The organism is Pseudomonas sp. 15C, assembly GCF_055484735.1.
In genome coordinates this window covers 1-26,041 of the sequence record NZ_JBUDGD010000026.1, presented here as the reverse complement: position 1 = coordinate 26,041, position 26,041 = coordinate 1, and the positions used below count along the sequence as shown (strand labels likewise).

Below are 26,041 nucleotides of genomic sequence, written 5' to 3'. Positions count from 1 at the left end.
TTGTGCGCTGCTGTGCGTTTCCCCGCCAGCCGCGACTGCGTAGCATGGCAAGCCTGACGAAGAGGAATGCGCTGTGATGGATTTTCTGATTTACCTGCTGTTCGGCGCTGCGCTTGGCACGCTCGGCGGCATTTTCGGTATCGGCGGCGGCTTGATCGCCATTCCGTTGCTCGGTGTGTGGTTCGGGCTCGATCAGCAGATCGCCCAAGGCACGGCACTGGTAATGGTGGTGCCTAACGTAATGCTGGCGCTGTGGCGTTATCACCAGCGCAATCGCATCGAGCTACGCCATGCGCTGCCGTTGGCGCTGATGGGTTTCTGCTTTGCCTGGCTCGGTTCGATCTGGGCGGTAGGCATTGACGCGCAAACCATGCGCATCGGTTTCGTGGCTTTTCTGGTGGCGCTTTCGGCGTACAACCTGTTGAAAATGTTCGGTCCGAAACCCGCGGTGAGCGCAGAAATGCGCTACTCGTGGCCGTGGCTCGGTGTGCTCGGCGCCGCGTCGGGGACCATGGGCGGTTTGTTCGGTGTCGGCGGGGCGGTGGTGGCAACGCCGGTGCTGACCAGTCTGTTCGGCACCTCGCAAGTGGTCGCTCAGGGTTTGTCCCTGGCACTGGCCCTGCCCAGCACCGGCGTAACCCTGGTGACCTACGCAGTACACCACGAAGTCGACTGGATGATCGGCTTGCCACTGGCGCTTGGCGGTCTGGCCAGCATCAGTTGGGGCGTGAAAGTCGCCCACGCGATGCCGGAAAAACTTCTGCGCGGGCTGTTCTGCGGTTTCCTGGTGCTGTGTGCGGTGATGCTCGCGTTTAAAGTTTAAAGCCTTCGACGATGTGCTCGGCCAGACATTCAGTGATCGGCGATGGGTTGTTCAGATTGCGGATCAGCATGATGCTGGCCTCGGGCAGTAGTGGCAGGTCTTCGGCGGCGCCGAGAATGCGCATGTCCGGGGTGATCAGACTCTCCAGTTGCGCGGTGATCGCCAGGCCCGCGCTGACAACGGCCATCAACGCCGACAGGCTGGTGCTGTTATAGGCGATGCGGTATTCGCGGCCCATGGCGTCCAGCGCATTGCACGCCCATAAACGGCAGAAACAATCACTGTTGAACATCGCCAGCGGCAGCGGCGTCTGTTCGTGGGCGCTGAAATTCTGCGCCTCGGCCCAGACAAAACGCTCCTTGCGCAACAATTGGCCGATCTCGTTACCCGGCTCGCGGGTGACGATCGACAAGTCCAGATCGGTGCGCTGCAGCAACTGTTTGGTCGACTCGCAATGCACCTCGATCTGGATCAGCGGATAGAACTGCGCAAACCGCGAGAGAATCCCCGGCAGAAAACGCATCACGTAATCATCCGGCGTGCCGATGCGCACGGTGCCGACCATGTGCGGCTCGCGCAAAGTGTTGAACACTTCGCTGTGCAACTTGAGGATGCGCCGCGCATAGCCGAGCAATACCTGGCCTTCGGCGGTGAGGCGCACCTGACGGCCATCGCGCTCGAACAACTGGCGCTGCAGCACGTCTTCTTCCAGACGCTTCATCTGCATGCTCACGGCCGATTGCGTGCGGTTGACCATCTCGCCGGCGCGGGTGAAACCGCCCTGATCGGCAATCGCCACAAAGGTGCGCAAGACATCGGTATCGATACTGGGGTAGGCGGACAATTGATGAATCTCCGTGATGCATGCCATCAGAAACATTCGTTGGATTGATCTTAGCGTCGGGACGAGACTTGAGTCATCCACAAAGGGAGGCAAGACGATGAAAGGTCAAAGAGAGTATGTGAACCAAGAGCAGCTGTCCGGCCACGGCCATATCGTTTCCGATCTGCTGCACAAGTTTAGCCGCTGGTACGAACTGCACCGTGAACGCGAGTTGCTCGCCAGTCTGAGTGACGAAGCGTTGAAGGACATCGGTGTCAGCCGCGCCGACGTTGAGCACGAAACCGTGCGGCCGTTCTGGGATGATCCGATGCATAAATGATCAACCCGGTGCTACACAAACCCACTTTCGGTGAGGTAGGTTGCGAGCAGACAAGGAGATCTTCATGCCCGCGACTCTGGCCTTTTCCCTCAAACAGGCGCGACGTCTGGCGCTGGCTGCCCAAGGGTTCAACGGGCGCCAGCCGCCGAACGTCAACGCGAACCATCTCAACCGGCTGATCGAACGGCTGGGCCTGCTGCAAATCGACTCCGTCAACGCCGTGGTGCGCTCGCACTACCTGCCGTTGTTTTCCCGTCTCGGTTCCTATTCCTTTGACTTGCTCGACCAGGCTGCCTGGAGTTCGGGGCGTCGGCGCACGTTGTTTGAATACTGGGGGCATGAAGCGTCGCTGCTGCCGCTGTCGATGTACCCGTTGCTGGGCTGGCGCATGCAGCGGGCCCGGCGCGGCGAGGACATTTATCAGCAACTGGCGACATTCGGCCGCGAGCAGCAAGAGACGATTCGCCGCGTGCTGGCATCGGTAGAAGAGCAGGGCGCCTTGGGCGCTGGCAGTTTGTCAACTCGCGAAGACAAGGCCGGCCCGTGGTGGGACTGGAGCGCTGAAAAACTTGCGCTGGAATGGTTGTTCGCCGCCGGTGAGGTGACAGTGGCTGGCCGACGCGGTTTCGAGCGTTTATACGATTTGCCCGAGCGAGTGATCCCTGCGGCGATCCTGCAGCAGCCGATGCCTGATGAGGCCGAAGCGCAACGCGGTCTGTTGCTGCATGCGGCGGGGGCGTTGGGCGTCGGCACGGAGAAAGACTTGCGTGATTATTTCCGCTTGAGCCCGACGGATGCGCGGCCGCGTCTGGCCGAGCTGGTCGAGGCGGGGCAATTGCAGATGTGCGAGGTGGCCGACTGGCGACAGATTGCCTATTGCCTGCCGGAGCCCACAGTGCCGCGCAAGGTTATCGCCAGTGCGCTGTTGTCGCCGTTCGATTCGCTGATCTGGGAACGCAGCCGCACCGAGCGCTTGTTCGATTTCCGCTATCGACTGGAGATTTACACGCCGCAACCCAAGCGCGTCTACGGCTATTACGTGTTGCCGTTTTTGCACAATGAGCGGATCGCTGCACGGGTCGATTTGCGCGCCGAGCGAGCAGCGGGGCAGTTGGCGGTGCATGCGGTGCACGAGGAAGAAGCCGGGCTGGACGAGGAGGGGATGCTGGCGCTGGCGGCGAATTTGCGCAGGATGGCAAGTTGGCTGGGACTGGCGCGGGTGCAGCTCAATTGTCAGCGGGAGAGTGCGGCGCGGCTCGGGCTTGCGTTGGCACAGATTGGTTGTGACTGAACTGACGCCATCGCGAGCAGGCTCACTCCTACATTTGGAATGCGTTCCCCTGTAGGAGTGAGCCTGCTCGCGATATGAGCGACGCGGTCTAGCGTCGAACCTGCTTCAGAGTCTCGGCAATCAAAAACGCCAGCTCCAGCGACTGATCGGCATTCATCCGCGGATCACAATGGGTGTGATAACGGTCCGACAAGCCATCTTCAGTAATCGGCCGTGCACCACCGATGCATTCGGTAACGTTCTGCCCGGTCATCTCGATATGAATGCCGCCGGCGTAGCTGCCCTCTGCTTCGTGCACCTGGAAGAACTGCTTCACTTCACCAAGGATCTGCGCAAAGTCGCGGGTCTTGTAGCCGCTGCTGGCCTTGATGGTGTTGCCGTGCATCGGGTCGGAGCTCCACAGCACTTGCTTGCCTTCACGCTGCACCGCGCGAATCAGTGCCGGCAAATGATCGCCGACCTTGTTCGCGCCCATCCGCGCGATCAGGTTTAGACGGCCGGGATCGTTGTCCGGGTTGAGCACATCGATCAAGCGGATCAGGTCGTCGGGGTTCATGCTCGGGCCGACTTTCACGCCAATCGGGTTGTTCACCCCGCGCAGAAATTCCACATGTGCGCCGTCGAGCTGGCGGGTGCGGTCGCCGATCCACAGCATGTGCGCCGAACAGTCGTAGTAATCGTTGGTCAGGCTGTCGCGGCGCACGAAAGCTTCTTCGTAGTTAAGCAGCAGTGCCTCGTGGGCGGTGAAGAAACTGGTTTCGCGCAGTTGCGGCGAGCTGTCCATGCCGCAGGCGCGCATGAACGCCAGGGTTTCATCGATACGGTCAGCGAGGTGGCTGTACTTCTCGGCCAGCGCCGAGTTGGCGATGAAGTCCAGGTTCCACTTGTGCACTTGATGCAGGTCGGCAAAACCGCCCTGAGCAAAGGCACGCAGCAGATTCAACGTCGCGGTGGACTGGTGATAGGACTGCAGCAGGCGCTCCGGATCGGGCACGCGACTCTTTTCGTCGAAACCGATGCCGTTGACGATATCGCCACGATAGGCCGGCAGCGTCACGCCTTCGATGGTTTCATCGTTGGCCGAACGCGGTTTGGCGAACTGACCGGCCATGCGCCCGACTTTGACCACCGGGCAACCGGCGGCGAAGGTCATGACGATCGCCATTTGCAGCAACACTTTAAAGGTGTCGCGAATCTTGGCAGCGGAGAATTCGGCAAAGCTTTCTGCGCAATCGCCGCCCTGCAACAGGAAGGCCCGACCTTGGGTGACTTCGGCAAACTGACGGCGCAGCTCGCGTGCTTCGCCGGCAAACACCAATGGCGGATAACTGGCCAGGGTTTGCTCGACCTGGCGCAGGTGCGCGGCGTCGGGGTATTGCGGTTGTTGCTGGATCGGCAGGGCGCGCCAGCTGTCAGGGCTCCACGGTTGGCTCATCACGGTCTCGAAATTTCATACGCAGGGAAACGCCATGGTAGCAGCAATTAGTGCGTGACCTGTTCCCGCCCCATCACCGACAATTGCCGCTTTGCCACGGCACCACAGCGGTGCCATCGCGTCACCGCGCCCGGTGACCATCAGGAGACGAAATGACTGAGGAGCGCGTCGAGCATCTGCTCGCCGAAGTACAGGATGAGTTCGGCGTGATTCGCGTGCTGGAAGTGGCCGATTACCGCTTTCTCGAATTCGGCGATGCCATCGAGCAGAGCTGCGTCTTCACCGCCGATCCAAGCTGGCTCGAATATGACTACACCCGCGCCATGCTGATTGGCGCGCTATGTCATGAACACCCGGAAAGCGCGCTGTTTCTCGGCCTCGGCGCCGGCACGCTGACCCAGGCCTGCCTGAAATTCCTGCCGCTGGAAGACGTCGAAGCCATCGAATTGCGCCCGGACGTGCCGCGCCTGGCGATTGAATACCTGGGGCTGGATGACGATCCGCGTTTGTACATTCGGGTCGGCGATGCCCTCGAATTGCTGCCGAGCGCCGAACCGGCTGATCTGATTTTCGTCGACCTGTACACCGATGTCGGGCCGGGCGTCGGGCATCTGGCCTGGAGCTTTCTCGGCGACTGCCAGAAACGCCTGAACCCCGGCGGCTGGCTGGTGATCAATCAATGGGCGACGGATGACGGCAAACCGCTGGGCGCGGCGTTGCTGCGCGGACTCTATCATCGGCATTACTGGGAGCTGCCGGTGAAGGAGGGCAATGTGATACTGATTGTCCCGGCGGACCTTGATCAGGTGCTCGACGTGCAGGCGCTGACGGCAAGGGCTGAAGCGCTGGCGCCGCGGTTGGGGTATTCGTTGCAATCGTTGATCAACGCGATTCGCCCGGCCACCTGAAACGAGGGCCGTGCCGGCCCTATCGCGAGCAGGCTCACTCCTACAGGGGATTGCATTTCAAATGTAGGAGTGAGCTTGCTCGCGATGGCGCCTCGATAGGCGACAGACTTCTCAAAACCCTTTGAAAACCCCGGGCCGCCGCTCCACCAATGACCGCACGCCTTCCCTGGCATCTTCAGTGGCCAGCAATTTCTTCACCAGTGCAGGCAATCCCTGCGCCGCCGCCGTCTCGCCCTCATAGCGCGCCTGCCGTGCCGACAGCAACGTCGCCTGCACCCCCAGCGGCGCCTGCCGGGCAATCCGTTCTGCCAGCTCGATGGCACGCGGCATCAGGTCTTCGCTGGCCATCACTTCCTGCACCAGGCCCAGATGCAACGCGTCATGCGCATCGAATTCATCCCCGGTCAGCAGCCAGCGCATCGCGTTGCCCCAACCGGCGATCTGCTGAAAGCGTAAAGTCGCGCCACCAAAAGGAAAGATCCCACGCTGAACCTCCATTTGCGCGAAGCGGGTATTGCTCGCGCAAAGGTTGATGTCGGCGGCCAGCATCAGCTCGATACCGATGGTCAGGCAGTAACCCTGCGCCGCGACGATCACCGGTTTGCTCACCCGCGGCCCGACGAACACGCCCCACGGATCGCAACCACCGGCTGGAACCTGCCAGCCCTCGGCAAGGGCTGCGCTGGCATTGAGCAGATCCAGACCGGCGGTAAAATGCTCGCCATGGCCGAACACCACCGCCACCCGCGCGTCGCGGTCGGCTTCGAACTCGCCGTAGGCCAGGCTTAGATCGTTGAGCAGGTCGATGTCGAAGGCGTTGCGCTTGGCGGCCCGGTCAAGTCCGATCAAGTGGACATGACCGCGACGTTCGCGGCTGACGCGGCCGGGGCAGGGTTGGTTCATGGCTGAATCCTCGGGCGGCAAGAGCAGCGCCGCGACGGTATGTCGCAGCTCGGTGAATCGTTTAAGCGCCATCGCACGCCAGGGCGGGCCTTTGCAAAATAGACCCTGGCGCGATTATCTGCAAAACCCTATTACACAGCGCTGACACAGCGATCCGGTCGATAAAAAAAGCTCCCTTTTCGGGCAAAATCCGGTATAGTGCGCGCCGGCCTTTAACCGGGCCGCGTTTAGGTAGCGCAATTCCCCGAAGTCAGCTTCGGCTGCACGTCCGCACTGCGGGCTCTTCCTTGACGACTCATCTTCATTCATTCGTTTTCGCAAATCCCCGCCGACAAAGCTGCCAGGGCGACTCTTGAGTCTCAACACGGCATGCGCAGCTTTGGAGCATGGGTCTTTGCGGATGCACTTAGAGGCAGACCCATGACCCAGGAAACCGGCGGATTCGCCGCTTTTAATCTCAACCCGAATATTCTTGCAGCCGTCGCAGCGACTGGCTACGAAGAGCCTTCGGCGATTCAGCAGCAATCGATCCCGATCATCATGGCCGGCCAGGACATGATTGGCCAGGCGCAAACCGGTACCGGTAAAACCGCCGCGTTCGCACTGCCTATTCTGCACCGCATCGATCCTGCCAAGCGCGAACCGCAAGCCCTGATCCTGGCGCCGACCCGAGAGTTGGCGCTGCAAGTAGCAACCGCTTTTGAAACCTACGCCAAGCAAATGCCAGGCGTCACTGTCGTGGCCGTTTACGGCGGCGCGCCGATGGGCCCGCAACTCAAGGCTATCCGTAATGGCGCACAGATCGTTGTCGCTACCCCGGGTCGTCTGTGTGACCACCTGCGTCGCGACGAGAAAGTCCTGTCGACCGTGAACCATCTGGTTCTCGACGAAGCTGACGAAATGCTGAAGCTGGGCTTCATGGATGACCTGGAAGTCATCTTCAAGGCTCTGCCAGCGACCCGTCAGACCGTTCTGTTCTCGGCGACCCTGCCGCAGTCGATCCGCGCCATTGCCGAACGCCACCTGCGCGATCCGCAACACGTCAAGATCCAGACCAAGACCCAGACCGTTACCGCGATCGAACAGGCTCACCTGTTGGTTCACGCTGACCAGAAGACCTCGGCCGTGCTCAGCCTGCTGGAAGTCGAAGACTTCGACGCGCTGATCATGTTCGTGCGCACCAAGCAAGCGACTCTGGATCTGGCCAGCGCCCTCGACGCCAAAGGCTACAAAGCCGCGGCGCTGAACGGTGACATCGCCCAGAACCAGCGTGAACGCGTCATCGACTCGCTCAAGGATGGCCGTCTGGACATCGTTGTCGCCACCGACGTTGCCGCCCGTGGTCTGGACGTTCCGCGCATCACTCACGTGTTCAACGTTGACATGCCGTACGATCCGGAATCCTACGTGCACCGTATCGGCCGTACCGGCCGTGCCGGTCGCGAAGGTCGTGCGCTGCTGCTGGTGACTCCGCGTGAGCGCCGCATGCTGCAAGTGATCGAGCGCGTCACCGGCCAGAAGGTTGCTGAAGTCCGCCTGCCGGACGCTCAGGCCGTTCTCGATGCACGCATCAAGAAACTGACCAACAGCCTGTCGCCGCTGGTTGGCGATGCCGAGTCGACTCACGGTGATCTGCTCGATCGCCTGACCGCTGACATCGGTTGCACTCCACGTGCACTGGCAGCAGCGCTGCTGCGCAAAGCCACCAACGGTCAAGCGCTGAACCTGGCGGCGATCGAGAAGGAACGTCCACTGGTGCCGAACAACGCACCGCGTGGCGACCGTCCTGAGCGTTCCGGTGAGCGTCCTGATCGTGGTGACCGCGAGCGTCGCGCGCCAATGCCTCTGGGTGAAGGCCGTGCTCGTTGCCGTACCGCGCTGGGCGCGCGTGACGGTATCGCAGCGAAAAACCTGCTTGGCGCGATCCTCAACGAAGGTGGCCTGGCCCGCGAAGCGATCGGTCGCATCCAGGTGCGTGACAGCTTCAGCCTCGTCGAGCTGCCGGAAGATGGTCTGGACAAACTCCTGACCAAACTGAAGGACACTCGCGTTGCCGGCAAGCAGCTGAAACTGCGTCGCTACCGCGAAGATTGATCCGCCCTCGGGCTGATTGATCGCACATAAAAAATCCCCGACTGGTTCGGGGATTTTTTTTGCCTGTCTTTCCGGTTCACACAAAACCCTGTGGAGCCAGCCTGCTGGCGATGGCGTCAGCCAAAACGATAGATATCCATTCCCAACGCCCCCATCGTGAACCCCTTGTGCGCCACGCTGAACTCACCGCCGGCGCCCCGCGCGAAATACAACGGCAGCAAATGCTCATCACTCGGATGACTGCGCACCGCATGCGGCGCCTGCTGGCGGTAATCATGCAGCGCCGCCTCGTCATCGGCTGTCAGCCTGTCGATTATCCAATCACGGAACTCCCGTGCCCACGGCTCGACGCTTTCCGGGCCGGCATGCCAGTCGAGTTCGCGCAGGTTGTGGGTGATGCTGCCGGAGCCGATCAACAGAATGCCCTGATCGCGCAGGCTCGCCAGGGCTCGGCCAACCCGCGTTTGCAGCGCCGGTCCCGCGTGACTCGGCAAAGACACCTGTAACACCGGAATGTCCGCTTGCGGATACATCAGCGACAGCGGCACCCAGACGCCATGATCGAACGGGCGTTGCGAGTCGAGGCGCGCCGGCAGGTGGTTGGCAGTCAACAGGGCGGCGACCTCAGCGGCCAGTTGCGGATTGCCTGGTGCCGGGTATTGCACCTCGAACAATGCGCGGGGAAAACCGCCGAAGTCGTGCCAGGTTTCCGGTTGCGGATGACTGCTGATCAACAACTCCTGGCTTTCCCAGTGCGCGGAAACCATGACGATGGCTTTGGGCTTAGGCAGTTCGGCCGCCAGCCGCGCCAATGCAGGGCCGCTGGCGCCGGGTTCCAGGGCCAGCATCGGTGAGCCATGGGAAATGAACAGGCTGGGCAACATGGTTGATTCCTGAGGGTTAAGATGGCTCATCTTCGGTCAGTTGACCGATTTGAATCTAATATAAGTTTTCGCGGTTTTTCATCGATTTTTCGGGAGTGATGCATGCAGCCTGAGTTTTGGTACAAGAAATGGGATTCGAACCAGATCGGCTTTCATCAGCCCGAGGCCAATCCGTATTTGCGACGCTATTGGCCCGACCTGTCGATTGAGCCCTCGGCGCGCGTGCTGGTGCCGCTGTGCGGAAAAAGCCTGGATTTGCTATGGCTTGCCGAGCGCGGTCATCAAGTGCTCGGAGTTGAATTGTCGGAAAAAGCGATCGAGGATTTTTTCAGCGAGCATCAGGTTGAACCGCAGATCAGCCAGGAGGGCGCTTTCAGGGTTTATCGCAGTGATGCCATCGAGTTGTGGTGCGGGGACTTCTTTGCGCTGACGGCGCAGGACGTTGCCGGTTGCACTGCGTTGTACGACCGCGCCGCGCTGATCGCCTTGCCGGCGCCGATGCGTGAACGTTATGCGGCGCATCTCCAGCAAATCCTTGCGCCCGGTGTGCAGGGGTTGTTGATCACCCTCGATTACCCTCAGGCGCAAATGCCCGGGCCACCGTTTGCGGTGGATAATCAAGAGGTGCATCGGTTGTTCAGTCAAGGCTGGCAGGTGCAGAGGCTTGAAGAGCAGGATGTGTTGGCCGAGAGCCCGAGGTTTTCCGATGCGGGGGTGAAGTCGTTGGTGGAGCGGGTTTATCGGGTTTACAGCCGTTAGTTATATGCATGCAGTTCCGGCCTCATCGCGAGCAGGCTCGCTCCCACAGGGCTGGTTGTGGAACACAGATTTTGTGTACACCATCAATACCTGTGGGAGCGAGCTTGCTCGCGATGAGGCCGGCACTCGCGACGCATAACCCCGAGATATAAAAAAGGCCCGCATCACTGCGGGCCTTGTTTTTACAGCCTTGGAATCAACCGCGACGACGCAGGGCGTCGATTCGCTCTTCCAGCGGCGGGTGGCTCATGAACATGCGGGCGAAGCCCTGTTTGATGCCACCGTTGATGCCGAACGCGTTCAGGGTGTCCGGCATGTGCACCGGCAGGCCCTGTTCGGCGCGCAGGCGTTGCAAAGCGCCGATCATCGCGTTGGTGCCAGCCAGACGGGCGCCGGCTTCATCGGCACGGAATTCGCGCTTGCGCGAGAACCACATGACAATCGCGCTGGCGAGAATGCCCAGTACCAGTTCGGCGACGATGGTCGCTACGTAGTAGGCGATGCCCTGGCCTTCTTCGTTCTTGAAGATCACCTTGTCGACGAAGTTGCCGATGATCCGTGCGAAGAACATCACGAAGGTGTTCACCACGCCCTGGATCAACGCCAGCGTGACCATGTCGCCGTTGGCGACGTGGCCGATTTCGTGGGCCAGCACGGCTTTTACTTCATCGGGCGAAAACCGCTCGAGCAGGCCCTGGCTGACCGCGACCAGCGCGTCGTTCTTGTTCCAGCCAGTGGCGAAGGCGTTCGCTTCGTAGGCCGGGAAAATACCCACTTCGGGCATCTTGATCCCGGCTTCGCGGGACAGTTGCTCGACGGTTTGCAGCAGCCATTGCTCATGCCGGGTGCGCGGCTGGCTGATGATCTGGGTGCCCGTGCTCATCTTCGCCATCCACTTGGAGATGAACAGCGAGAACAGCGAGCCGGCGAAACCAAAGACGGCACAGAAAACCAGCAGCTGACTGAGGTCGAGGTCGACCCCGTTGGCCGCCATGAACCCGTTGAAGCCGAACAGGCTCAGGGTGATGCTGGCTATCAGCACGACCGCCAGGTTAGTGGCCAAAAACAGCAGGATGCGCATCATGGTTGTAGAAATCTCCTCAAGCTAAAGATGTAGCGTACTGCGGGGTATATAAGGTGCTGCACCGGGCGATTCAACTGAGTGACTATTTCAAACTGTGTCCTACAGCGTATTCTTCAGCACCCGGCACATTTCCCACGTCAGATCAGGACAAGGATGACGGGCAGCCGCGACCCGTCGCCACTACCCCGGACGCTGTCAGCGGGCACGAAACGCAAGTGTAGAAGGCCTGTGCGCAGGCGGAACGCAGAAGTGTTGCTGAATCAGACAGTGCGCAACATTGGGCCGTTGCGCACTGCTGGCCAGTTACTGGCGGTAGGACTTGAGAAAGTTGCCGATGCGGCCGATGGCCATTTCCAGATCGTCGACGCGGGGCAGGGTGACCACACGGAAGTGGTCGGGCCATGGCCAGTTGAACGCCGTGCCTTGCACGACCAGCAGCTTTTCCGAAAGCAGCAGATCGAGGACGAATTTCTCGTCGTTGTGGATCGGGCAGACTTTCGGGTCGATTTTCGGGAACGCATACAGCGCGCCCATCGGCTTGACGCAACTCACGCCAGGAATGTCGTTGAGCAGTTCCCAGGTGCGATTGCGCTGTTCCAGCAGGCGTCCCTGCGGCAGCACCAGATCATTGATGCTCTGATAGCCGCCCAGCGCGGTCTGAATCGCATGCTGGCTCGGCACGTTGGCGCACAGGCGCATGTTGGCCAGCATGTCGATGCCTTCGATGTAGCTCTGCGCGTTGTGTTTCGGCCCGGAAATGGCAATCCAGCCCGAGCGGAAACCGGCGACGCGGTAGGACTTCGACAGGCCGTTGAAGGTCAGGCACAGCAGGTCCGGCGCCAGCGACGCGGTGCAGACATGCACGGCATCGTCGTAGAGGATCTTGTCGTAGATCTCGTCGGAGAACACCACCAGATTATGCGCCCGGGCGATTTCCAGCATGCCCAGCAGCACTTCCTTCGAATACACCGCGCCAGTCGGGTTGTTCGGGTTGATGATCACCATGGCCTTGGTGTTCGGGGTGATCTTGGCCTTGATATCCGCCAGATCAGGGAACCAGCCGGCGCCCTCGTCGCACAGGTAATGCACGGCGTTACCGCCCGCGAGGCTGACGGCAGCGGTCCACAGCGGGTAGTCCGGGGCCGGCACCAGCACTTCGTCGCCGTTGTTGAGCAGCGCCTGCAGCGACATCACGATCAGCTCGGACACGCCGTTGCCCAGGTAGATGTCTTCGATGCCGACGCCTTCGACATTCTTCTGCTGGTAATACTGCATCACGGCCTTGCGCGCACTGAACAGGCCTTTGGAGTCGCTGTAGCCTTGCGCGGTCGGCAGGTTGCGGATCACATCCTGAAGAATTTCGTCCGGCGCTTCGAAACCGAACGGTGCCGGGTTGCCGATGTTCAGCTTGAGGATGCGCTGGCCTTCCTCCTCCAGACGTTTGGCGTGCTTGAGCACCGGGCCGCGAATGTCGTAGCAGACGTTGGCGAGCTTGTTCGATTTGCTGAACTGCATGGCGATGTGATCCTGAAAATGAACGATCCAGGCGGCGAATGGACAACCGTACTGGGAATCCTGCGTCCTCACACAGGCGGACCGCTCGAGCCATGGCTCGGAGAATCCGTTTGAATGCGCCCGGTCTGGCTGCCAGACTGGTGCGTGACGAGGCGCAATCATACGTGCCGCCCGATCCGTGGAAAAGGTACAGATCGGGCTTTTTCAGCCGCTGAGGTGTGATGATGGAAAAGTTGCAGAAAACCCTGGAAGAATGGAAAGCCATGCTCGATCCAGAGCAGTACAACGTGTGTCGCCTCAGTGCCACCGAGCGCCCGTTCTCCGGCAAATACAACGACACCAAGACCGATGGTGTCTATCACTGTGTCTGCTGCAATGAGGCACTGTTCGATTCCACGACCAAGTTCGACTCCGGCTGCGGCTGGCCAAGTTTTTATGAGCCGATCGGCGCAAGCGCGATGACGGAAATCCGTGACACCAGCCACGGCATGATCCGCACCGAAGTGAAGTGCGCGCGTTGCGATGCGCATCTGGGCCACGTGTTCCCGGACGGCCCGCCACCGACCGGCCTGCGCTACTGCATCAATTCGGTGTGCCTGAATCTCGAACCACGCCAGTAGGCACCAACAGGGCGACCGCCGGGTCGCCTTTTTATCGAGTAATTAGATTGCGTACAATTGAATTGCTCGCTATGTTTGGCCTTTGCCGACCCTTCGTGGAGCCCGACTCATGAGCGACAACCTGCTGAACATTCCGTGCACCACCATCAAGGGTGAGCAAAAGACCCTGGCCGATTTCGCCGGCAAAGCGGTGCTGGTGGTTAACACCGCGAGCAAATGCGGCTTCACTCCGCAGTACAAAGGCCTTGAAGAGCTGTGGCAGACCTACAAGGATCAAGGGCTGGTAGTGTTGGGCTTTCCCTGCAACCAGTTCGGCAAGCAGGAGCCCGGCAACGAAGGCGCGATCAGCGAATTCTGCGAGCTGAATTTTGGTGTCAGCTTCCCACTGTTCAAAAAGGTCGAGGTCAATGGCGCCGGCGCTCATCCGTTGTTTGTGCAGTTGAAGAAACGCGCGCCCGGTGTGCTCGGCTCGCAAGGCATCAAGTGGAATTTCACCAAGTTTCTGATCGGCAAGGACGGCCAGTTGGTCAAGCGCTTCGCCCCGGCAACCAAGCCGCAGGACCTGAGCCGCGAGATCGAAGCCCTGCTCAAATGAACAGCCTGCCGCTCGATTCGCTGAAGCTCGACAGCCAGTTGTGCTTCAAGCTGTACGCTGCGTCGCGAGCGGTGACTCGCGCCTACAAGCCGATGCTCGATCAGCTCGGCCTGACGTACCCGCAATACCTGGCGATGCTGGTGTTGTGGGAATGGCAGGACGTCGCACCGCAGCAACCGACCGTGAAAGCCTTGGGCGAGCGTCTGGCGCTGGATTCGGGCACATTGACGCCGCTACTCAAACGTCTGGAGCAATTGCAAATGGTCCAGCGCCAACGTTCGGTCCGCGACGAGCGTGAAGTTCACTTGAGCCTGACGCTTGCGGGACAGGCGCTGCGTGAACAGGTCGGGCCGCTGAAGGCCCGCCTGTTATGCGACAGCGGGGTGGACCTGGACCGGCTCAATCAACTGCGTGACGGCCTCGACCATTTGTTGGGGCAGATCAAGGCGTTGGCGTAGTCGGCACCCACTGATCGAGCAGGGCTGCCAGTTCCTCACGGCGGAACGGCTTGGCCAGATAATCGCTCATGCCGGCCGCGCGGCAACGTTCACGTTCCTCGGACATGGCGTTGGCGGTCAGGGCGACAATCGGCAGCTGCGGCCAGCGTCCGCTCTGGCGGATCTGTCGACTCGCTTCGTAACCGTCCATCACCGGCATGTTGCAATCCATCAGCACCAGATCGAAATCGTTGAATTCAAGCTGATCCAGCGCTTCGGCACCGTGGGCAGCGACGACGACTTCACAACCCAGCTTGCCGAGCATGCCCTTGGCCACCAGTTGATTGACCGGGTTGTCCTCGACCAGCAACACCCGCCCGCGAGTTATTGCGGTCGATGCGTCTTGCTGTGCATCGTTGATCGCGATCACTTCCGGCTGCAAAGTGCGCCGCAGGTTCTGGTATAGCGCGTTACGTGCCAGCGGACGGGCCTGTTGTTGCAGAGGGGCGAGGGCGGCGGCTTCTTCGCTCGGCAGGAAACTGCCGTAGGCCGTCACCAGCAGAATCGGTGCGGTGATGGTCGGTCGCAACCCGAACAGGCACTCCGGGCAATCGGTAATCAACACGTCAGGTTTCAGGCCCAGCAGCGAATCATCGATGGTGCGCTGCGTGTACTCCAGGCCCCAGACCGGCAGCAGACTTTGCAGCAGCTCCGCCAGGCCACTGCTGGCTGCGGTAATGGCGAGAATCTTGCCTTGCAGCGGCGCCGGCGCCAGGGCGCGGGTGTGACAGGGCAGGGGCAGCTCGGCGCAGAACTGACTGCCGAAACCGATCTCGGAACTGATCGTCAACCGGCCCTGCATCGCTTCGCAGAGGTTGTAGGTCAGCGCCAGCCCCAGGCCGGTGCCGCCGTACTGGCGGGTGATACCGGCGCCCGCCTGGGTGAACGGCTGGAAGATTTTCAACTGCGCTTCCTGGGCGATGCCGATGCCGGTGTCGCAGACTTCGATGCGCACGCCCTCCCTGTAAGTCGACAGACGCACGTCGACGCGGCCGAAGCGGGTGAATTTCAGCGCGTTGGACAGCAGGTTGCTGACGATCTGTCGCACCCGGGTCGGGTCGCCAAGCACCAGCGCCGGAAAGTGCGGATCGATCAGGCAGGTCAGCTCGACGCTTGGCGCGGCGTTCTGCGACAGCAGGTTGGCGGTGTCTTCGATCAGCGAGCCGAGGTCGAACGGGATGTGTTCGAGCTCCAGTTGCCCGGCATCGAATTTCGACAGGTCGAGAATGTCGTTAAGCAGCTCGACCAGCACCTTGCCCGAGTCATGGGCGATCGAGAGCTGTTGCTGCTGTTCGGCGTTCAGCGGGCCGTCGAGCGACAGCGCGATCATCCCCAGCAGGCCGTTGAGCGGTGTGCGGATTTCGTGGCTCATGTTGGCGAGAAACGCCGAGCGCGCTTCGGCCATGTCCAGCGCGGTGCTGCGCGCGACCTCCAGTTCCTGGTTGGACTGGCTGAGCCGCGCGTTGATGGCCTTGAGTTCGGCAGTGCGCGCCGAGACGATGTTTTCCAGTTGACCGAGATAGTCGGTCAGACGGTTTTCCGCATTGCGCCGCTGCTGGATCTCGGTGGCAATGTTCTCGAATTGCTGATTGGCGACTTTGACCAGCACGCCGATTTCATCGTTGGCATGGCCAGCGGGGCATTCCAGAGTGGTCGGCTCGGCGCTGCGCGGGTCGCGGCCGCTGAGTTCGCGGATGACCCGCACCAACGGCTTGGTCAGCATCACGTAGAACAGCGCAAGCAGAATGCCGGTCAGCAGCAGGCTGCGGGCGAAACCGTTGAGCAGGGTGATCTCGGCCCGGCGCAGGAACCGACTGCCGAAGGCGTAGGTGTCGACTTCCAGATTCAATACGCCAAGCGATTCGTTGGGCAGATGATCCAGATACAGGCGATCCTCGAACTGGCGCTTGGCGCCAAACAGAAAATCGCTGATCACCCGATAGCCGCTCTGCAGCTCCGGGCGCTTGACGTTGGCCAGTACCGTGCCGTTGTTGTCGGTGAGCGTCGCCGAGATGATCGCCGGCGAGCGCAATAGGCCCAGGGTCAGTTCCTGCGCCAGTTCGGCATCGATGTTATAGGCGATGCGCGAGGCCGGATTGTGGCTGATTTCCAGCAGCGACAGGATTTCACGGTTGATGGAGGCGTCTTCGCTGGCATAATCGATGCCGATTTGCAGCAGGCTGAGCAGCGTGCCCAGAATGAACCCGACCAGCACGGTAAGCCTGGCTTGTTTGAACGACAGCCGGTGGGTGAATTTGATATCCATGGGGTGTTGAACCACTTCCGTTTCCCTTCGCTGCTCAAGCATAGTCGATCATGTATGGATACCGAGGTTCCCGAATCGCCTTGTAACAAGGCTTGCTCGGGTGATTTCGGGTCTGTGTGTCGTCGCTGGATCGTCATCATCACTGTGAACGTGCCCGAGGAGAAGACGTGGATTCCCGATTGAATGCTTTTCTTGAACGCGCCGAGTCGGTTCTGGCGCGCATCGAACCATTGTTGCCGGCGCCACGGCCGGTAATCGACTGGGGCACCTGCCTGGCCGCGCGCTGGCAGCGCGACGGGCGCAGCGGCTATCTGCTGCCGCTGGAAGTCAGCCTCGACATGCGCTTGTCGGACCTGATCGGTGTCGACCGGCAACTGGAACAACTGGGTCGCAACACCCAACAGTTTCTCGATGGCATGCCGGCCAACCATGCGTTGCTCTGGGGCTCGCGCGGTACCGGCAAGTCGTCGCTGGTGCGCGCGCTGCTGGCGGAACACGCCGCAGCGGGCCTGCGCCTGATCGAGATCGAGCGTGACCATCTGGCAGACCTGCCACGAGTGGTCGAGCAGATCGCCAAACTGCCGCAACGCTTCGTGCTGTTTTGCGATGACCTGTCGTTCGAATCCGGCGAAGGCGATTATCGCGTGCTGAAAAGCGTGCTCGATGGCTCGCTCGAGCAGGCGCCGGACAACGTCTTGCTGTACGCCACCTCGAACCGTCGCCATCTGGTGCCGGAAAAGGAAAGCGACAACGAAAACTGGAAACGCGTCGACGGCGAATTGCATCCCAGCGAAGCCGTTGAAGACAAGATCGCGTTGTCGGACCGTTTCGGCCTGTGGCTGTCGTTCTACCCGTTTACCCAGGAACATTTCCTCAACGTCGTCGAACACTGGATCGGCCAGTTGGCGGCCAAGGCCGGCCTGAGCTGGCAGCGTGATGAAGCGCTGGACATTCTTGCCGTGCGTTGGGCCACCGGCCGCGGCAATCGCAACGGACGTTGCGCGTATCAGTTTGCCCGCTATTGGGTGGGCCTGAAATTGCTGGAGCACAAGGCATGATCGATTTGCAACAAAGTGGCCAGGGCCTTGAAGGCTATGGCTTGTTGGCGGCACAGCTGGAATCGCTGCTGGCGGACGAGCGCGATTTTATCGCCAACGCCGCGCAGTTTTCGGCATTTCTGTTCAACCAGCTCGATGACCTGAACTGGGCCGGTTTTTACCTCAATCGCAACGAAGAACTGGTGCTTGGCCCGTTTCAGGGCCAGATCGCTTGCGTGCGCATTCCGTTCGGTCGCGGCGTGTGCGGTGCGGCAGCGGCCACCCGGCAAACCCAACGCGTCGAGGACGTGCATGCTTTTCCCGGTCATATCGCCTGTGACAGCGCGTCGAACAGCGAACTGGTCGTGCCGCTGGTCAAGGACGGTCGCCTGATCGGTGTGCTTGATCTCGACAGCCCGAAACTTTCGCGTTTCGCTGCGCAGGATCAGGCCGGCATCGAGCAACTGGCGGCGATTTTCCTGCGTCTGACCGATTGCTGATCACGGATCGAGGCCAGCCTTGAGCAACAGGCTGGCCGGGTCGACGCTGTCGATCTGCGCCGGGTCGAGAAAACGCTCGGCGTACTGCCGGTACACGCCTTCGCTGATGAACAGGCCAAACAGCTGCGCATCGATGTGCGCTTCGCGGCACATGGTTGCCATGATCGCCAGTGCCTCGCTGAGGGTCTTGGCTTTCTTGTAGGGGCGATCGGCGGCGGTCAGTGCTTCGAAGATATCGGCAATCGCCATCATCCGCGCCGGCAGGCTCATTTCTTCGCGCTTGAGACGTTTCGGGTAGCCGGTACCGTCCATTTTTTCGTGATGGCCGCCGGCGATTTCGGCAATGCTCTCGAGGTGGCCGGGAAAGGGCAGGTGGCTGAGCATCATGATCGTCTGCACCATGTGGTGGTTGATCACATAGCGCTCCTCGCGGGTCAGCGTGCCGCGGCTGATGCTCAGGTTGTAGAGTTCGCCGCGATTGTATTTGTAGCGCGGCACATCGAGCTTGAAACCCCACGGATTGTCTTCGGGAATCAACTCGTTGGGGTCACGTTCGAGCAGATGTTCGGGCTTGTCCGCCAACAGCTTTTCCCGGACCGGTAAGCTTGGCGCGGGTGTGCGTGCCTGCCGCCGGTTCTCCTCCCACGAAACGCCCAGACGATCATCCAGCGTACGCATCCAGGTGCGCTGCGCCAGTGTGTTCAGGCGTTGCAGATCGGCGTCAGCCATGGCCTCGCTGCCCAGGTTGCAACGCGCGACAAACGCAAAATCGTCATCCAGCGCCGCCAGCGTCGTGTCGCGCAGGCCCGCCAGGGCGGACTCATCGCCGCCCATGGCAAGTGCCTGCCAATAGCTGACCCAGGCATCGCGCTTGAGTACTTCGAAACGCGTGCGGATTTCGTGGATGCGGTCGTTGATGGTTTCCAGTTTGGTGGCCTTGTCGACCACGTATTCCGGCGTTGTTACCTTGCCGCAGTCGTGCAACCACGCGGCGATGTGCAGGGCTTCCCATTCATCTTCGCTGGGCTGGTAGGCACGAAAGGCCGGCGCATCGCTGGCCGCTGCCGCCTGAGCCAGCATCAGTGTCAGCTCCGGCACGCGCTGGCAATGCCCGCCGGTGTAGGGGCTTTTCGCATCGATGGCGCCTGCCAGTAATTGAATGAACGCATCCAGCAGTTGTTTCTGCCGCGCTTGCAGGCGCTGGCTCTCGATGCTCACTGCGGCGGCTCCGGAAACGGCCTGCAAGAAGGCGATACGGTCCGGTCGCAGTTTTTCCAGATCGGCCGTGGTGCCGCTGTCATTGACCAGCAGAATCAGCAGGCCGATGGTTTCGTCATGGCGGTTGTGCAGACGGATGCCGATCAGATGGATGCGCGGTGATTGCATCGCCAGCAGGACTCTTTGCAGATCCCCGGCCTGATCGAAACCCAGATGGCTCACGACATTGTTGGCGCTGATCAATTGCTCGAACCACTCGGGGCCGTTGCTGTGCTGCAGGTCGTGGCCCTGTATCTCGAAAGTTTCCAGTGCCTGGGGCGCGCCATCGATGACCAGCCCGTAGGGCTCCATGCGTGTGCTGTCGCTTTCGCGCAGGTAAATCAGTCCGGCCTGCGCCTGGGCGATCTGCACCGTTTCGAACAGCACCCGTTGCAACAGAGAGGCGAAGCGCGTTTCCGCGCCGAGGGTGTCGGTGATGCGGAAAAAACTCGCCAGGGTGTCTTTCATCCGCGCCATCGACACGCTCAATTGATCGACTTCGAGCACCGGTGAGCGGCGTGCCGAGGGAAAGTCGAAATTGAAACTACGGATCGCGTCGGCCTCCTTGACCAGCGCGTGCAAAGGCTTGACCAGAATCCGGGAAATCACCCAGCCCAACGGCAGGCACAGCAGCAGGATCGCCAAGGTGATCAGCGCGCCTTGCCAGCGCAAGCGGTAGGCATCGACGAGCAATTCGTCTTCTGGCACCAGCAGCGCCAGTTGCAAGCCCTTTGGCCCGCCTTCCTCGACGGTGCTGCGGGCGACGATCCACTGGCGGCCTTCGGCGCTTACGCGATTGCTGGTCTGGTCCCCCGTCAGTAGTGCATGCAGGGCAGGGCTCAGATCGGCGGCCTTTGCCAGGCTGGCCGCGCTGCCCTCCACGATCAGGCGTTGGCTGTCGGGGTAGGCCACGGCATTGCCGTCTGCATCGAACAGGGCGATCTCGGTGGACGGCGTGACCACATGCTTGCTCAAGGTTGCCGACAGGGCGACCAGTGTCAGGTCGGCGCCGATCACGACGTTGACGCCACTGCGTCGGGCCAGGGTGGTGCCGACATTGTGTGTGGAGAAAAATACGTAGGGTTCGGTGGTGATCTGCTCGTTTCGCAGTCGCGCCTGAGTGAACCAGGCGCGACTGCGTGGATCGTAGCGGTCGGCGAGGTTGTCCTGACGGCCGACCGGCAGAAGTGCCGGGTCGAAAAACAGCGACTGCGAGTGCAGGTTGCCCTGCGCATCGTGCTCGATGCTCCAGACCTGAAACGCAGCGGCCTCGGGCGCTTTGAGCAAGGTCTTGATGGCGGCGCTGCGCAATGGCCGAACCATGAAAAAGTCGCCGTTGGCATAACCCAGGTACAGCGAGGCCAGGCTTGGGTTGTCCGTCAGCGACTGGCTGAACGGTCGCAGCAAGGGCAGGCGTTGCTCGAGGTTGACGGCCTGCGCGGCCGGATCACCGGCCAGCAGGCTCAGCAGATGGCGGATCGGTTGATAGGTGGCGGCCATGTCCAGACGCACATCCTGTTCGATGCGGTTGAACAGTTTCTCGCTGCTCGACAGGATGATCTGCGTGGTCTGGCGGTAATTGAAAAGCCCCAGCACGACCCCGGTGAGCAGCAGCAGGCAGGTGAACATGACGCTGATGTGGACGTGCAGCGGTAACCGGCGTTGTTCCGGGCGCAGTGGGCTGGGCATTTCTGGCTCTCCATGATGGTTAACTCACTGCTCAGCACCCAGCATAGTTAAGGCGAGCTCATTGTGCTTTGCTCCGACAGTGTCAATTGTTGTTGCAAAGCCTGCTCCAGTTCGAGCATCGCCTGATCGCTCGCTTCGCAATGGCGGGCAAGCTCATCGGCTGGCGCCGCGTTGATGCAAGCCTGCTCGAGGGCTTCGCAACATTCGATGACGCGTTTGGCCTGAGCGATCCGCGCGGCGCCCTTGATCTTGTGCGCGACCTCCGCCAGCGCCGCACGGTCACTCTCCGGCGATAACGCCAGCAACTCCTGGCGGTCAAGACGACTGCTCTTGAGTAACTCGGCGACCAGGCGACGGGTCTGTGTCGGGTTGCCGCCGGTCAGCGTGTCGAGGTTTTGCACATCGAACGCCTGGCCTGACGACGCCGGGGTGATGCCGTCGACCCATTCACTGAGCAGGCTGAGACTCAGCGGCTTGAACAGGCAATCGTCCATGCCTGCCTGCTTGCAACGCTGGACCTCTTCCGGTTGCGCATTGGCGGTAAAGCCCAATACGGTGCAGGGTGGACAACGCGCCTGCATTTCATGCTGGCGAATGGCGCGGGTCAGTTCATAGCCGTTCATCAGCGGCATGTTGCAGTCGACGATCACCAGATCGAAGTGACCGGCCTTCCATCGTTCCAGACCGACGCAGCCATTTTCGGCAACACTGAAGCGATGGCCGAGAAATTCCAGCTGCTGGCACATCAGCAGGCGATTGGCCGGGTGATCATCCACCACCAGTACGCATAAAGGCGTTCGCGCTTTTTTGATCGCAGCTTCGTTTTTGCCGGCGCTCACCTGTGCCGGCAGGGTTTCCACAGCAAGCGTGATGCACACCTGAGTGCCGATTCCCGGCTGGCTGCTTAATTGCAACTGGCCGCCCATCATTTCGCACAGGTTACGACTGATCACCAGGCCCAGACCGGCGCCGCTTCGGCTTTGTCGATGGCTGTTCTGTGCCTGGGCAAATGGCGCGAACAGGCGTTGCTGGTCCTCGGCGTTAATACCGACGCCGCTGTCCTGCACGGTCAACTGCATCAGCGCGCGGCCTGGCGCTTCGGTGTTCATCAGATCAAGGGTGATCCTGACCTGGCCCTGCTCGGTGAATTTGATCGCGTTGCTGACCAGATTCGACAGCACCTGCTTGAAACGCAGTGGGTCGAGATAGACATCGACGGCCAGCTCCGGTGGATTGAGCAGGGTTTGCAGGACGAGGTTTTTCTGCCGGGCGAGGCCGTCGAAAATGCGCGTGACCGATGCCACGGTGTCGACCAGATTGACCCGCTCCGGGCACAGGCTCAGGCGCCCGGATTCGATGCGCGCAATGTCGAGAATGTCACCGATCAAACCGAGCAGATCCTTGGCCGAATGGTAGGCGGTGTCGATCGAAGAACGATCCGGGTGTTGTTGATCCATGCGTTTGAGGGTCAGTTCGAGCATGCCGATCACCGCGTTCATCGGTGTGCGGATCTCATGGCTCATGGTCGCCAGAAAGGTGCTTTTCGCCCGGTTGGCCTCGTCCGCCTGCTCCTTGGCCGCGCGCAGTTCATCGAACAATTGACGACGCTCGCTGATGTCGATCCAGCCGCCGATGATGCCCTGTACAGCGCCGCTGGAATCGCGGTACGGCAATATCCAGTGGTAGATCGTCAGGCGCCGGTTGCCGATGTGCAACGGCCGGTCGACCACCATCGGCGTGCCTTCGGCAACCACTCGCTGGTAATCGGCGTGAAAGGCGTGGGCCTCGAAAGCATTGCTCAGGGTGCCTTCAATGACGCTTTTGCCAATCACGTCCTCACGCTTGGCAGCAAATGCTTCGAGGTAGCTTTCGTTGCAACTTTGCAGCAAGCCCTGGCGGTCGCGCACGTAAATCGGATGCGGCGTGCCGTCGACCAGTGAACGCATGAACTCCAGTTGATCGTTCAGCGCGCGTTCGGCGGCCTGGCGCTGTTTGATCTGGTGGCGCATGTAGGCGTTCCAGGCCAATAGCAGTAACAACAGCAGACATGCGCCGAGAATGACCTGATAAAACAGGCGCTGGTAGTTGTGCCAGATGTTCTGTGAGGCGGTGGAATAACCGCGCCACCGGCCATTGATAACGCCCAGTTCATCCGGTGCGATGCTCAGTAGCGCCTTGTTGATGATCGAGGTCAGCTCGGTGTTGTCACGCGCCGTCGCCAGCGAAAATGCGGCCTGGCTCGTACCAATGGTGGTAGTGATCTGCAGCGGCTGATTGAAGATCCGCGAGGAAATGAAGTAGTTGGCGATGACCAGCGAGTTCACCGCGCCGTCGACCCGGCCTTCGGCAAGTAGCGACACTGCACTGAAGGTGTCCGCGGTTTCAATCAGATGGATGCGCGGATATTCCTCGCGCAGGTAGTCCACCATTGGATTGCCCTGGGCAATTGCCAATTGCTTGCCGCGCAACTGGCCGAGATTGGTCGGGCCGTCGGCGCTTTTGCGCGTGAGCAACACGTAGGAGTTTTCCAGATAGGGCCGACTGAAGCTCAGGTGTTTCTCGCGTTCTTCCGACGGCAGCAGCGCGGCGATCAGATCGGCTTGATGGCGATCGATCTGCTCGATCATTTCCGCGTCGTTACGGCTGCGCCGGATCTCGAAACGCAGATCGGTACGCAGGCGGATCAGCTCGAGCAGGTCGGCGCTGATGCCGCGAAAATTGCCGTCGTTATCGAAAAACGTCAGTGGTGCAAACGCCTCGTTGACCACCACGCTGACCACCGGATGCTGTTTGAGCCAGGCTTCTTCGCGTTCAGTCAGTTGCGGTTTCTGCTCGCTGAGCAGCAGATCGCTACCGGCGCTCCAGCGTTTGGCAATGCTGTCACGTTCACTGGCCGGCACGGCTTTGAGCACACGGTCGATGATGCTCAACAGTTGCGGGTTGCTGCGGCGCACCGCGAAGCTGAAGCCCTGGGCTTCCTGCTTGCCGAAGTTGGCCATGCGCACGTTGTTCAGGTAGCCCTTGTTGATCATGTAGTGGGTGGAAAGGGTATCGCCGAGAAACACATCGGCCTGGTCGAACGCCACCGCGTTGATTGCGTTCTGGTAGGAGGGATAGCAGGTGATGAGCGCTTTCGGATACAGCGCCTTTACTTCGGGCAATGGCAGATAGTGATAGACCATGCTCAGCCGCAGCCCGGCGAGGCCTTCGCTGAGCGAGCGGGTTTCGTCCTCGCGGGTGACCAGCACCGGTTGATCAAAAGCGTAAGGGGTCGACAGGGCGAGGTTGGCGTTGCTGGCTTCGAAGCCGTTGGCGGTCCCGAGCAGGTCGACCTGGCCATCGAGCAAGGCGCGAATCGCTGCATCGCGCGAAGGGAAGCGCTGCACCCGGATAGGCAGACCGGTGGCCTGGCCCAGCAGTCCGGCGTAGTCGGCAGTGAGGCCTTCGTAATCCTTGCCGCTGACCGTCATGTCAAAGGGCGGGTAGTCGGGCGCCGAGGTGCCCAGCACCAGTTCGTTGCGTTCAAGCAGCCACTGCCGCTGCGGCCGGTCGAGCATCACCGTCACCGCATCGCTCGCCGACCGGCTGAGCAAGGCGTAGTCCGGCGAGGAGACGGGCAGGGCAAAGACGTTTGCGCTCAGCAACAGTCCTGCGCTCAACGCGATTAGATAGTCCTTCAAACGACTGGGCATGCTGGCTCTCACACGAGTGCGTTGCGTTTGGCCATCTCGATAAGTTCTACAAGGGATTTGGCTTTGAGTTTTTGCATCAGGCGCTTCTTGTAAGTGCTAACGGTTTTATTGCTCAGAAACATGCCCTTGGCGATTTCCTTGTTGGTGCGGCCCTGGGCAAAAAGTTGCAAGACCATCAACTCGCGATCATTAACGGATTTGAACAGTTCAAGTTCGGCATAACGAACGTCGTCATTGCGAACGGGGTTCAACGCTTGACTGGGAAAGTAGTTGTATCCGGAAAGTACCGCTTTGATCGCACTGACAAGTTCGCTCAGGTCCTCCTGTTTGCAGACATAGCCTGAGGCGCCGGATTGCATGCAGCGAATGCCGAAGAGGGTCGGGCACTGTGCGGTCAGGATCAGGATTTTCAGCGGTGAGCCCATGGCGTTGAAGCGCGCCAGTACTTCCAGGCCGTCCAGTTTGGGAATGCTCACGTCGAGGATGACCAGATCGGGCATGCATTCGCGGACCATTTGCATGGCATCGACTCCGTTGTCGGTCTCGCCGACGACCTTGTAACCTTCATGTTCGAGCAGCATTCGAACGGCGAGACGGATGACCGGGTGATCGTCGACAATAAATACGGAGTTCATAATCAAATCCCATGCGAACACGAATAAAGCGCGCACCTTAGCTCAGTTGCATGAGCACTCGCAGGGAGTGACGGGGTCTGCGTCATGGTATCGGATAAATCCTACAATCATTGAGGAAGCGGACTACAGTTGAACTGGGTTTGGCGTAAGGAAGTGCAGGATCGGGATGGGCTTTTAGTTTGGCTTGAACGAGTGGTAAGTGTTGGCGGGGGATCGCGTTTTTTTATTGTTTAAAGTTGCGGGTGTGTGGGGTTTATTTGGGGGCATATCCGTTGCTGCGGTAACGGCTTCTTATGGTTTCGCCCTTACGGCGAGGCACTTTTTCCAGACGCCGAAAAAGTACCCAAAAAGGCTTGCTCCTGCGTTCGGCCCTCGCAGGCTCGGGTCCCTTCGC

General features: G+C 60.6%; 21 protein-coding genes. 11 read left to right on the top strand and 10 right to left on the bottom strand.

Translation table 11 applies throughout. The features are described from left to right. Window positions 1-73: 73 nt before the first annotated feature. Window positions 74-823, top strand: a complete 750-nt coding sequence (locus ACYYKW_RS15020; RefSeq protein WP_172833255.1) for a sulfite exporter TauE/SafE family protein — start codon at window positions 74-76, stop codon at window positions 821-823. Here ACYYKW_RS15020 and ACYYKW_RS15015 read toward each other — a convergent pair. After that, entirely contained in the window at window positions 813-1,667 is an 855-nt protein-coding gene (locus ACYYKW_RS15015; protein WP_007908606.1) for a LysR substrate-binding domain-containing protein, read from the bottom strand. The genes ACYYKW_RS15020 and ACYYKW_RS15015 overlap by 11 nt on opposite strands. 97 nt (window positions 1,668-1,764) lie before the next feature. Here ACYYKW_RS15015 and ACYYKW_RS15010 point away from each other — a divergent pair, with 97 nt between their 5' ends. Together ACYYKW_RS15010 and ACYYKW_RS15005 are read left to right on the top strand one after the other, a co-directional pair. Continuing rightward, window positions 1,765-1,986: a DUF1127 domain-containing protein gene (locus ACYYKW_RS15010; RefSeq protein ID WP_336356995.1), complete on the top strand. Its 222-nt coding sequence runs from the start codon at window positions 1,765-1,767 to the stop codon at window positions 1,984-1,986. A gap of 64 nt (window positions 1,987-2,050) precedes the next feature. Beyond that, on the top strand, window positions 2,051-3,277 hold the full coding sequence (locus ACYYKW_RS15005; RefSeq protein WP_464990462.1) for a winged helix-turn-helix domain-containing protein: 1,227 nt from the start codon (window positions 2,051-2,053) through the stop codon (window positions 3,275-3,277). Between the two features lie 88 nt (window positions 3,278-3,365). On the opposite strand, the gene ACYYKW_RS15000 is transcribed toward ACYYKW_RS15005, so the two are convergent. Then, window positions 3,366-4,712 carry a class II 3-deoxy-7-phosphoheptulonate synthase gene (locus ACYYKW_RS15000; protein ID WP_090284945.1) on the bottom strand — a complete coding sequence of 449 codons (1,347 nt, stop codon included), beginning with the start codon at window positions 4,710-4,712 and terminating at the stop codon, window positions 3,366-3,368. 152 nt (window positions 4,713-4,864) lie between these two features. On the opposite strand from ACYYKW_RS15000, the gene ACYYKW_RS14995 reads away from it, so the two are divergent. Further along, entirely contained in the window at window positions 4,865-5,620 is a 756-nt protein-coding gene (locus ACYYKW_RS14995) for a spermidine synthase (RefSeq protein WP_336356997.1), read from the top strand. A gap of 111 nt (window positions 5,621-5,731) precedes the next feature. Here the strand turns inward: ACYYKW_RS14995 and ACYYKW_RS14990 are convergent, their stop codons facing one another. Continuing rightward, window positions 5,732-6,523, bottom strand: coding sequence for a crotonase/enoyl-CoA hydratase family protein (locus tag ACYYKW_RS14990; RefSeq protein ID WP_464990461.1), 792 nt, complete (start codon window positions 6,521-6,523; stop codon window positions 5,732-5,734). Window positions 6,524-6,943: 420 nt separating this feature from the next. Here ACYYKW_RS14990 and ACYYKW_RS14985 point away from each other — a divergent pair, with 420 nt between their 5' ends. Next, on the top strand, window positions 6,944-8,617 hold the full coding sequence (locus tag ACYYKW_RS14985; RefSeq protein ID WP_093099708.1) for a DEAD/DEAH box helicase: 1,674 nt from the start codon (window positions 6,944-6,946) through the stop codon (window positions 8,615-8,617). A 116-nt stretch (window positions 8,618-8,733) separates the two neighbouring features. On the opposite strand, the gene ACYYKW_RS14980 is transcribed toward ACYYKW_RS14985, so the two are convergent. Further along, window positions 8,734-9,501 carry a DODA-type extradiol aromatic ring-opening family dioxygenase gene (locus ACYYKW_RS14980; protein ID WP_464990460.1) on the bottom strand — a complete coding sequence of 256 codons (768 nt, stop codon included), beginning with the start codon at window positions 9,499-9,501 and terminating at the stop codon, window positions 8,734-8,736. Between the two features lie 102 nt (window positions 9,502-9,603). Between ACYYKW_RS14980 and ACYYKW_RS14975 the strand changes: the two genes are divergently transcribed. Continuing rightward, entirely contained in the window at window positions 9,604-10,260 is a 657-nt protein-coding gene (locus ACYYKW_RS14975; protein WP_464990459.1) for a thiopurine S-methyltransferase, read from the top strand. Window positions 10,261-10,456: 196 nt separating this feature from the next. On the opposite strand, the gene htpX is transcribed toward ACYYKW_RS14975, so the two are convergent. Next, window positions 10,457-11,344 carry a protease HtpX gene (htpX, locus tag ACYYKW_RS14970; protein ID WP_090284933.1) on the bottom strand — a complete coding sequence of 296 codons (888 nt, stop codon included), beginning with the start codon at window positions 11,342-11,344 and terminating at the stop codon, window positions 10,457-10,459. 303 nt (window positions 11,345-11,647) lie between these two features. Next, a complete protein-coding gene (locus ACYYKW_RS14965; protein ID WP_090284931.1) occupies window positions 11,648-12,859 on the bottom strand; it encodes a pyridoxal phosphate-dependent aminotransferase in 1,212 nt (403 codons plus the stop codon). Window positions 12,860-13,083: 224 nt separating this feature from the next. Here ACYYKW_RS14965 and msrB point away from each other — a divergent pair, with 224 nt between their 5' ends. The 3 genes from msrB to ACYYKW_RS14950 all read left to right on the top strand — a co-directional run bounded on the left by msrB (window position 13,084) and on the right by ACYYKW_RS14950 (window position 14,532). Then, window positions 13,084-13,479 carry a peptide-methionine (R)-S-oxide reductase MsrB gene (msrB, locus tag ACYYKW_RS14960; protein ID WP_464990458.1) on the top strand — a complete coding sequence of 132 codons (396 nt, stop codon included), beginning with the start codon at window positions 13,084-13,086 and terminating at the stop codon, window positions 13,477-13,479. A 109-nt stretch (window positions 13,480-13,588) separates the two neighbouring features. Further along, window positions 13,589-14,074 (top strand): glutathione peroxidase, encoded by a 486-nt coding sequence (locus tag ACYYKW_RS14955; RefSeq protein WP_093099714.1) that lies wholly within the window; start codon window positions 13,589-13,591, stop codon window positions 14,072-14,074. Next, window positions 14,071-14,532, top strand: a complete 462-nt coding sequence (locus ACYYKW_RS14950) for a MarR family winged helix-turn-helix transcriptional regulator (RefSeq protein WP_464990457.1) — start codon at window positions 14,071-14,073, stop codon at window positions 14,530-14,532. The genes ACYYKW_RS14955 and ACYYKW_RS14950 overlap by 4 nt, the downstream gene beginning before the upstream one ends. On the opposite strand, the gene ACYYKW_RS14945 is transcribed toward ACYYKW_RS14950, so the two are convergent. Beyond that, a complete protein-coding gene (locus tag ACYYKW_RS14945) occupies window positions 14,516-16,837 on the bottom strand; it encodes a hybrid sensor histidine kinase/response regulator (RefSeq protein ID WP_464990456.1) in 2,322 nt (773 codons plus the stop codon). The genes ACYYKW_RS14950 and ACYYKW_RS14945 overlap by 17 nt on opposite strands. A 167-nt stretch (window positions 16,838-17,004) precedes the next feature. Between ACYYKW_RS14945 and ACYYKW_RS14940 the strand changes: the two genes are divergently transcribed. Both ACYYKW_RS14940 and ACYYKW_RS14935 read left to right on the top strand, forming a co-directional pair. Further along, window positions 17,005-17,895 carry an ATP-binding protein gene (locus ACYYKW_RS14940; RefSeq protein ID WP_093099720.1) on the top strand — a complete coding sequence of 297 codons (891 nt, stop codon included), beginning with the start codon at window positions 17,005-17,007 and terminating at the stop codon, window positions 17,893-17,895. Next, window positions 17,892-18,374 carry a GAF domain-containing protein gene (locus ACYYKW_RS14935; protein WP_208940319.1) on the top strand — a complete coding sequence of 161 codons (483 nt, stop codon included), beginning with the start codon at window positions 17,892-17,894 and terminating at the stop codon, window positions 18,372-18,374. The genes ACYYKW_RS14940 and ACYYKW_RS14935 overlap by 4 nt, the downstream gene beginning before the upstream one ends. On the opposite strand, the gene ACYYKW_RS14930 is transcribed toward ACYYKW_RS14935, so the two are convergent. Genes ACYYKW_RS14930 through ACYYKW_RS14920 form a run of 3 tightly spaced genes read right to left on the bottom strand, consistent with a single transcriptional unit; the run spans window position 18,375 to window position 25,647 of the window. Next, window positions 18,375-21,320: an HD domain-containing phosphohydrolase gene (locus tag ACYYKW_RS14930; protein ID WP_464990455.1), complete on the bottom strand. Its 2,946-nt coding sequence runs from the start codon at window positions 21,318-21,320 to the stop codon at window positions 18,375-18,377. Window positions 21,321-21,367: 47 nt separating this feature from the next. Continuing rightward, window positions 21,368-25,012: a transporter substrate-binding domain-containing protein gene (locus ACYYKW_RS14925; protein WP_464990454.1), complete on the bottom strand. Its 3,645-nt coding sequence runs from the start codon at window positions 25,010-25,012 to the stop codon at window positions 21,368-21,370. An 8-nt stretch (window positions 25,013-25,020) separates the two neighbouring features. After that, complete coding sequence (locus tag ACYYKW_RS14920; protein ID WP_090284913.1) at window positions 25,021-25,647, bottom strand: response regulator transcription factor; 627 nt, start codon at window positions 25,645-25,647, stop codon at window positions 25,021-25,023. Between the last annotated feature and the right edge of the window lie 394 nt (window positions 25,648-26,041).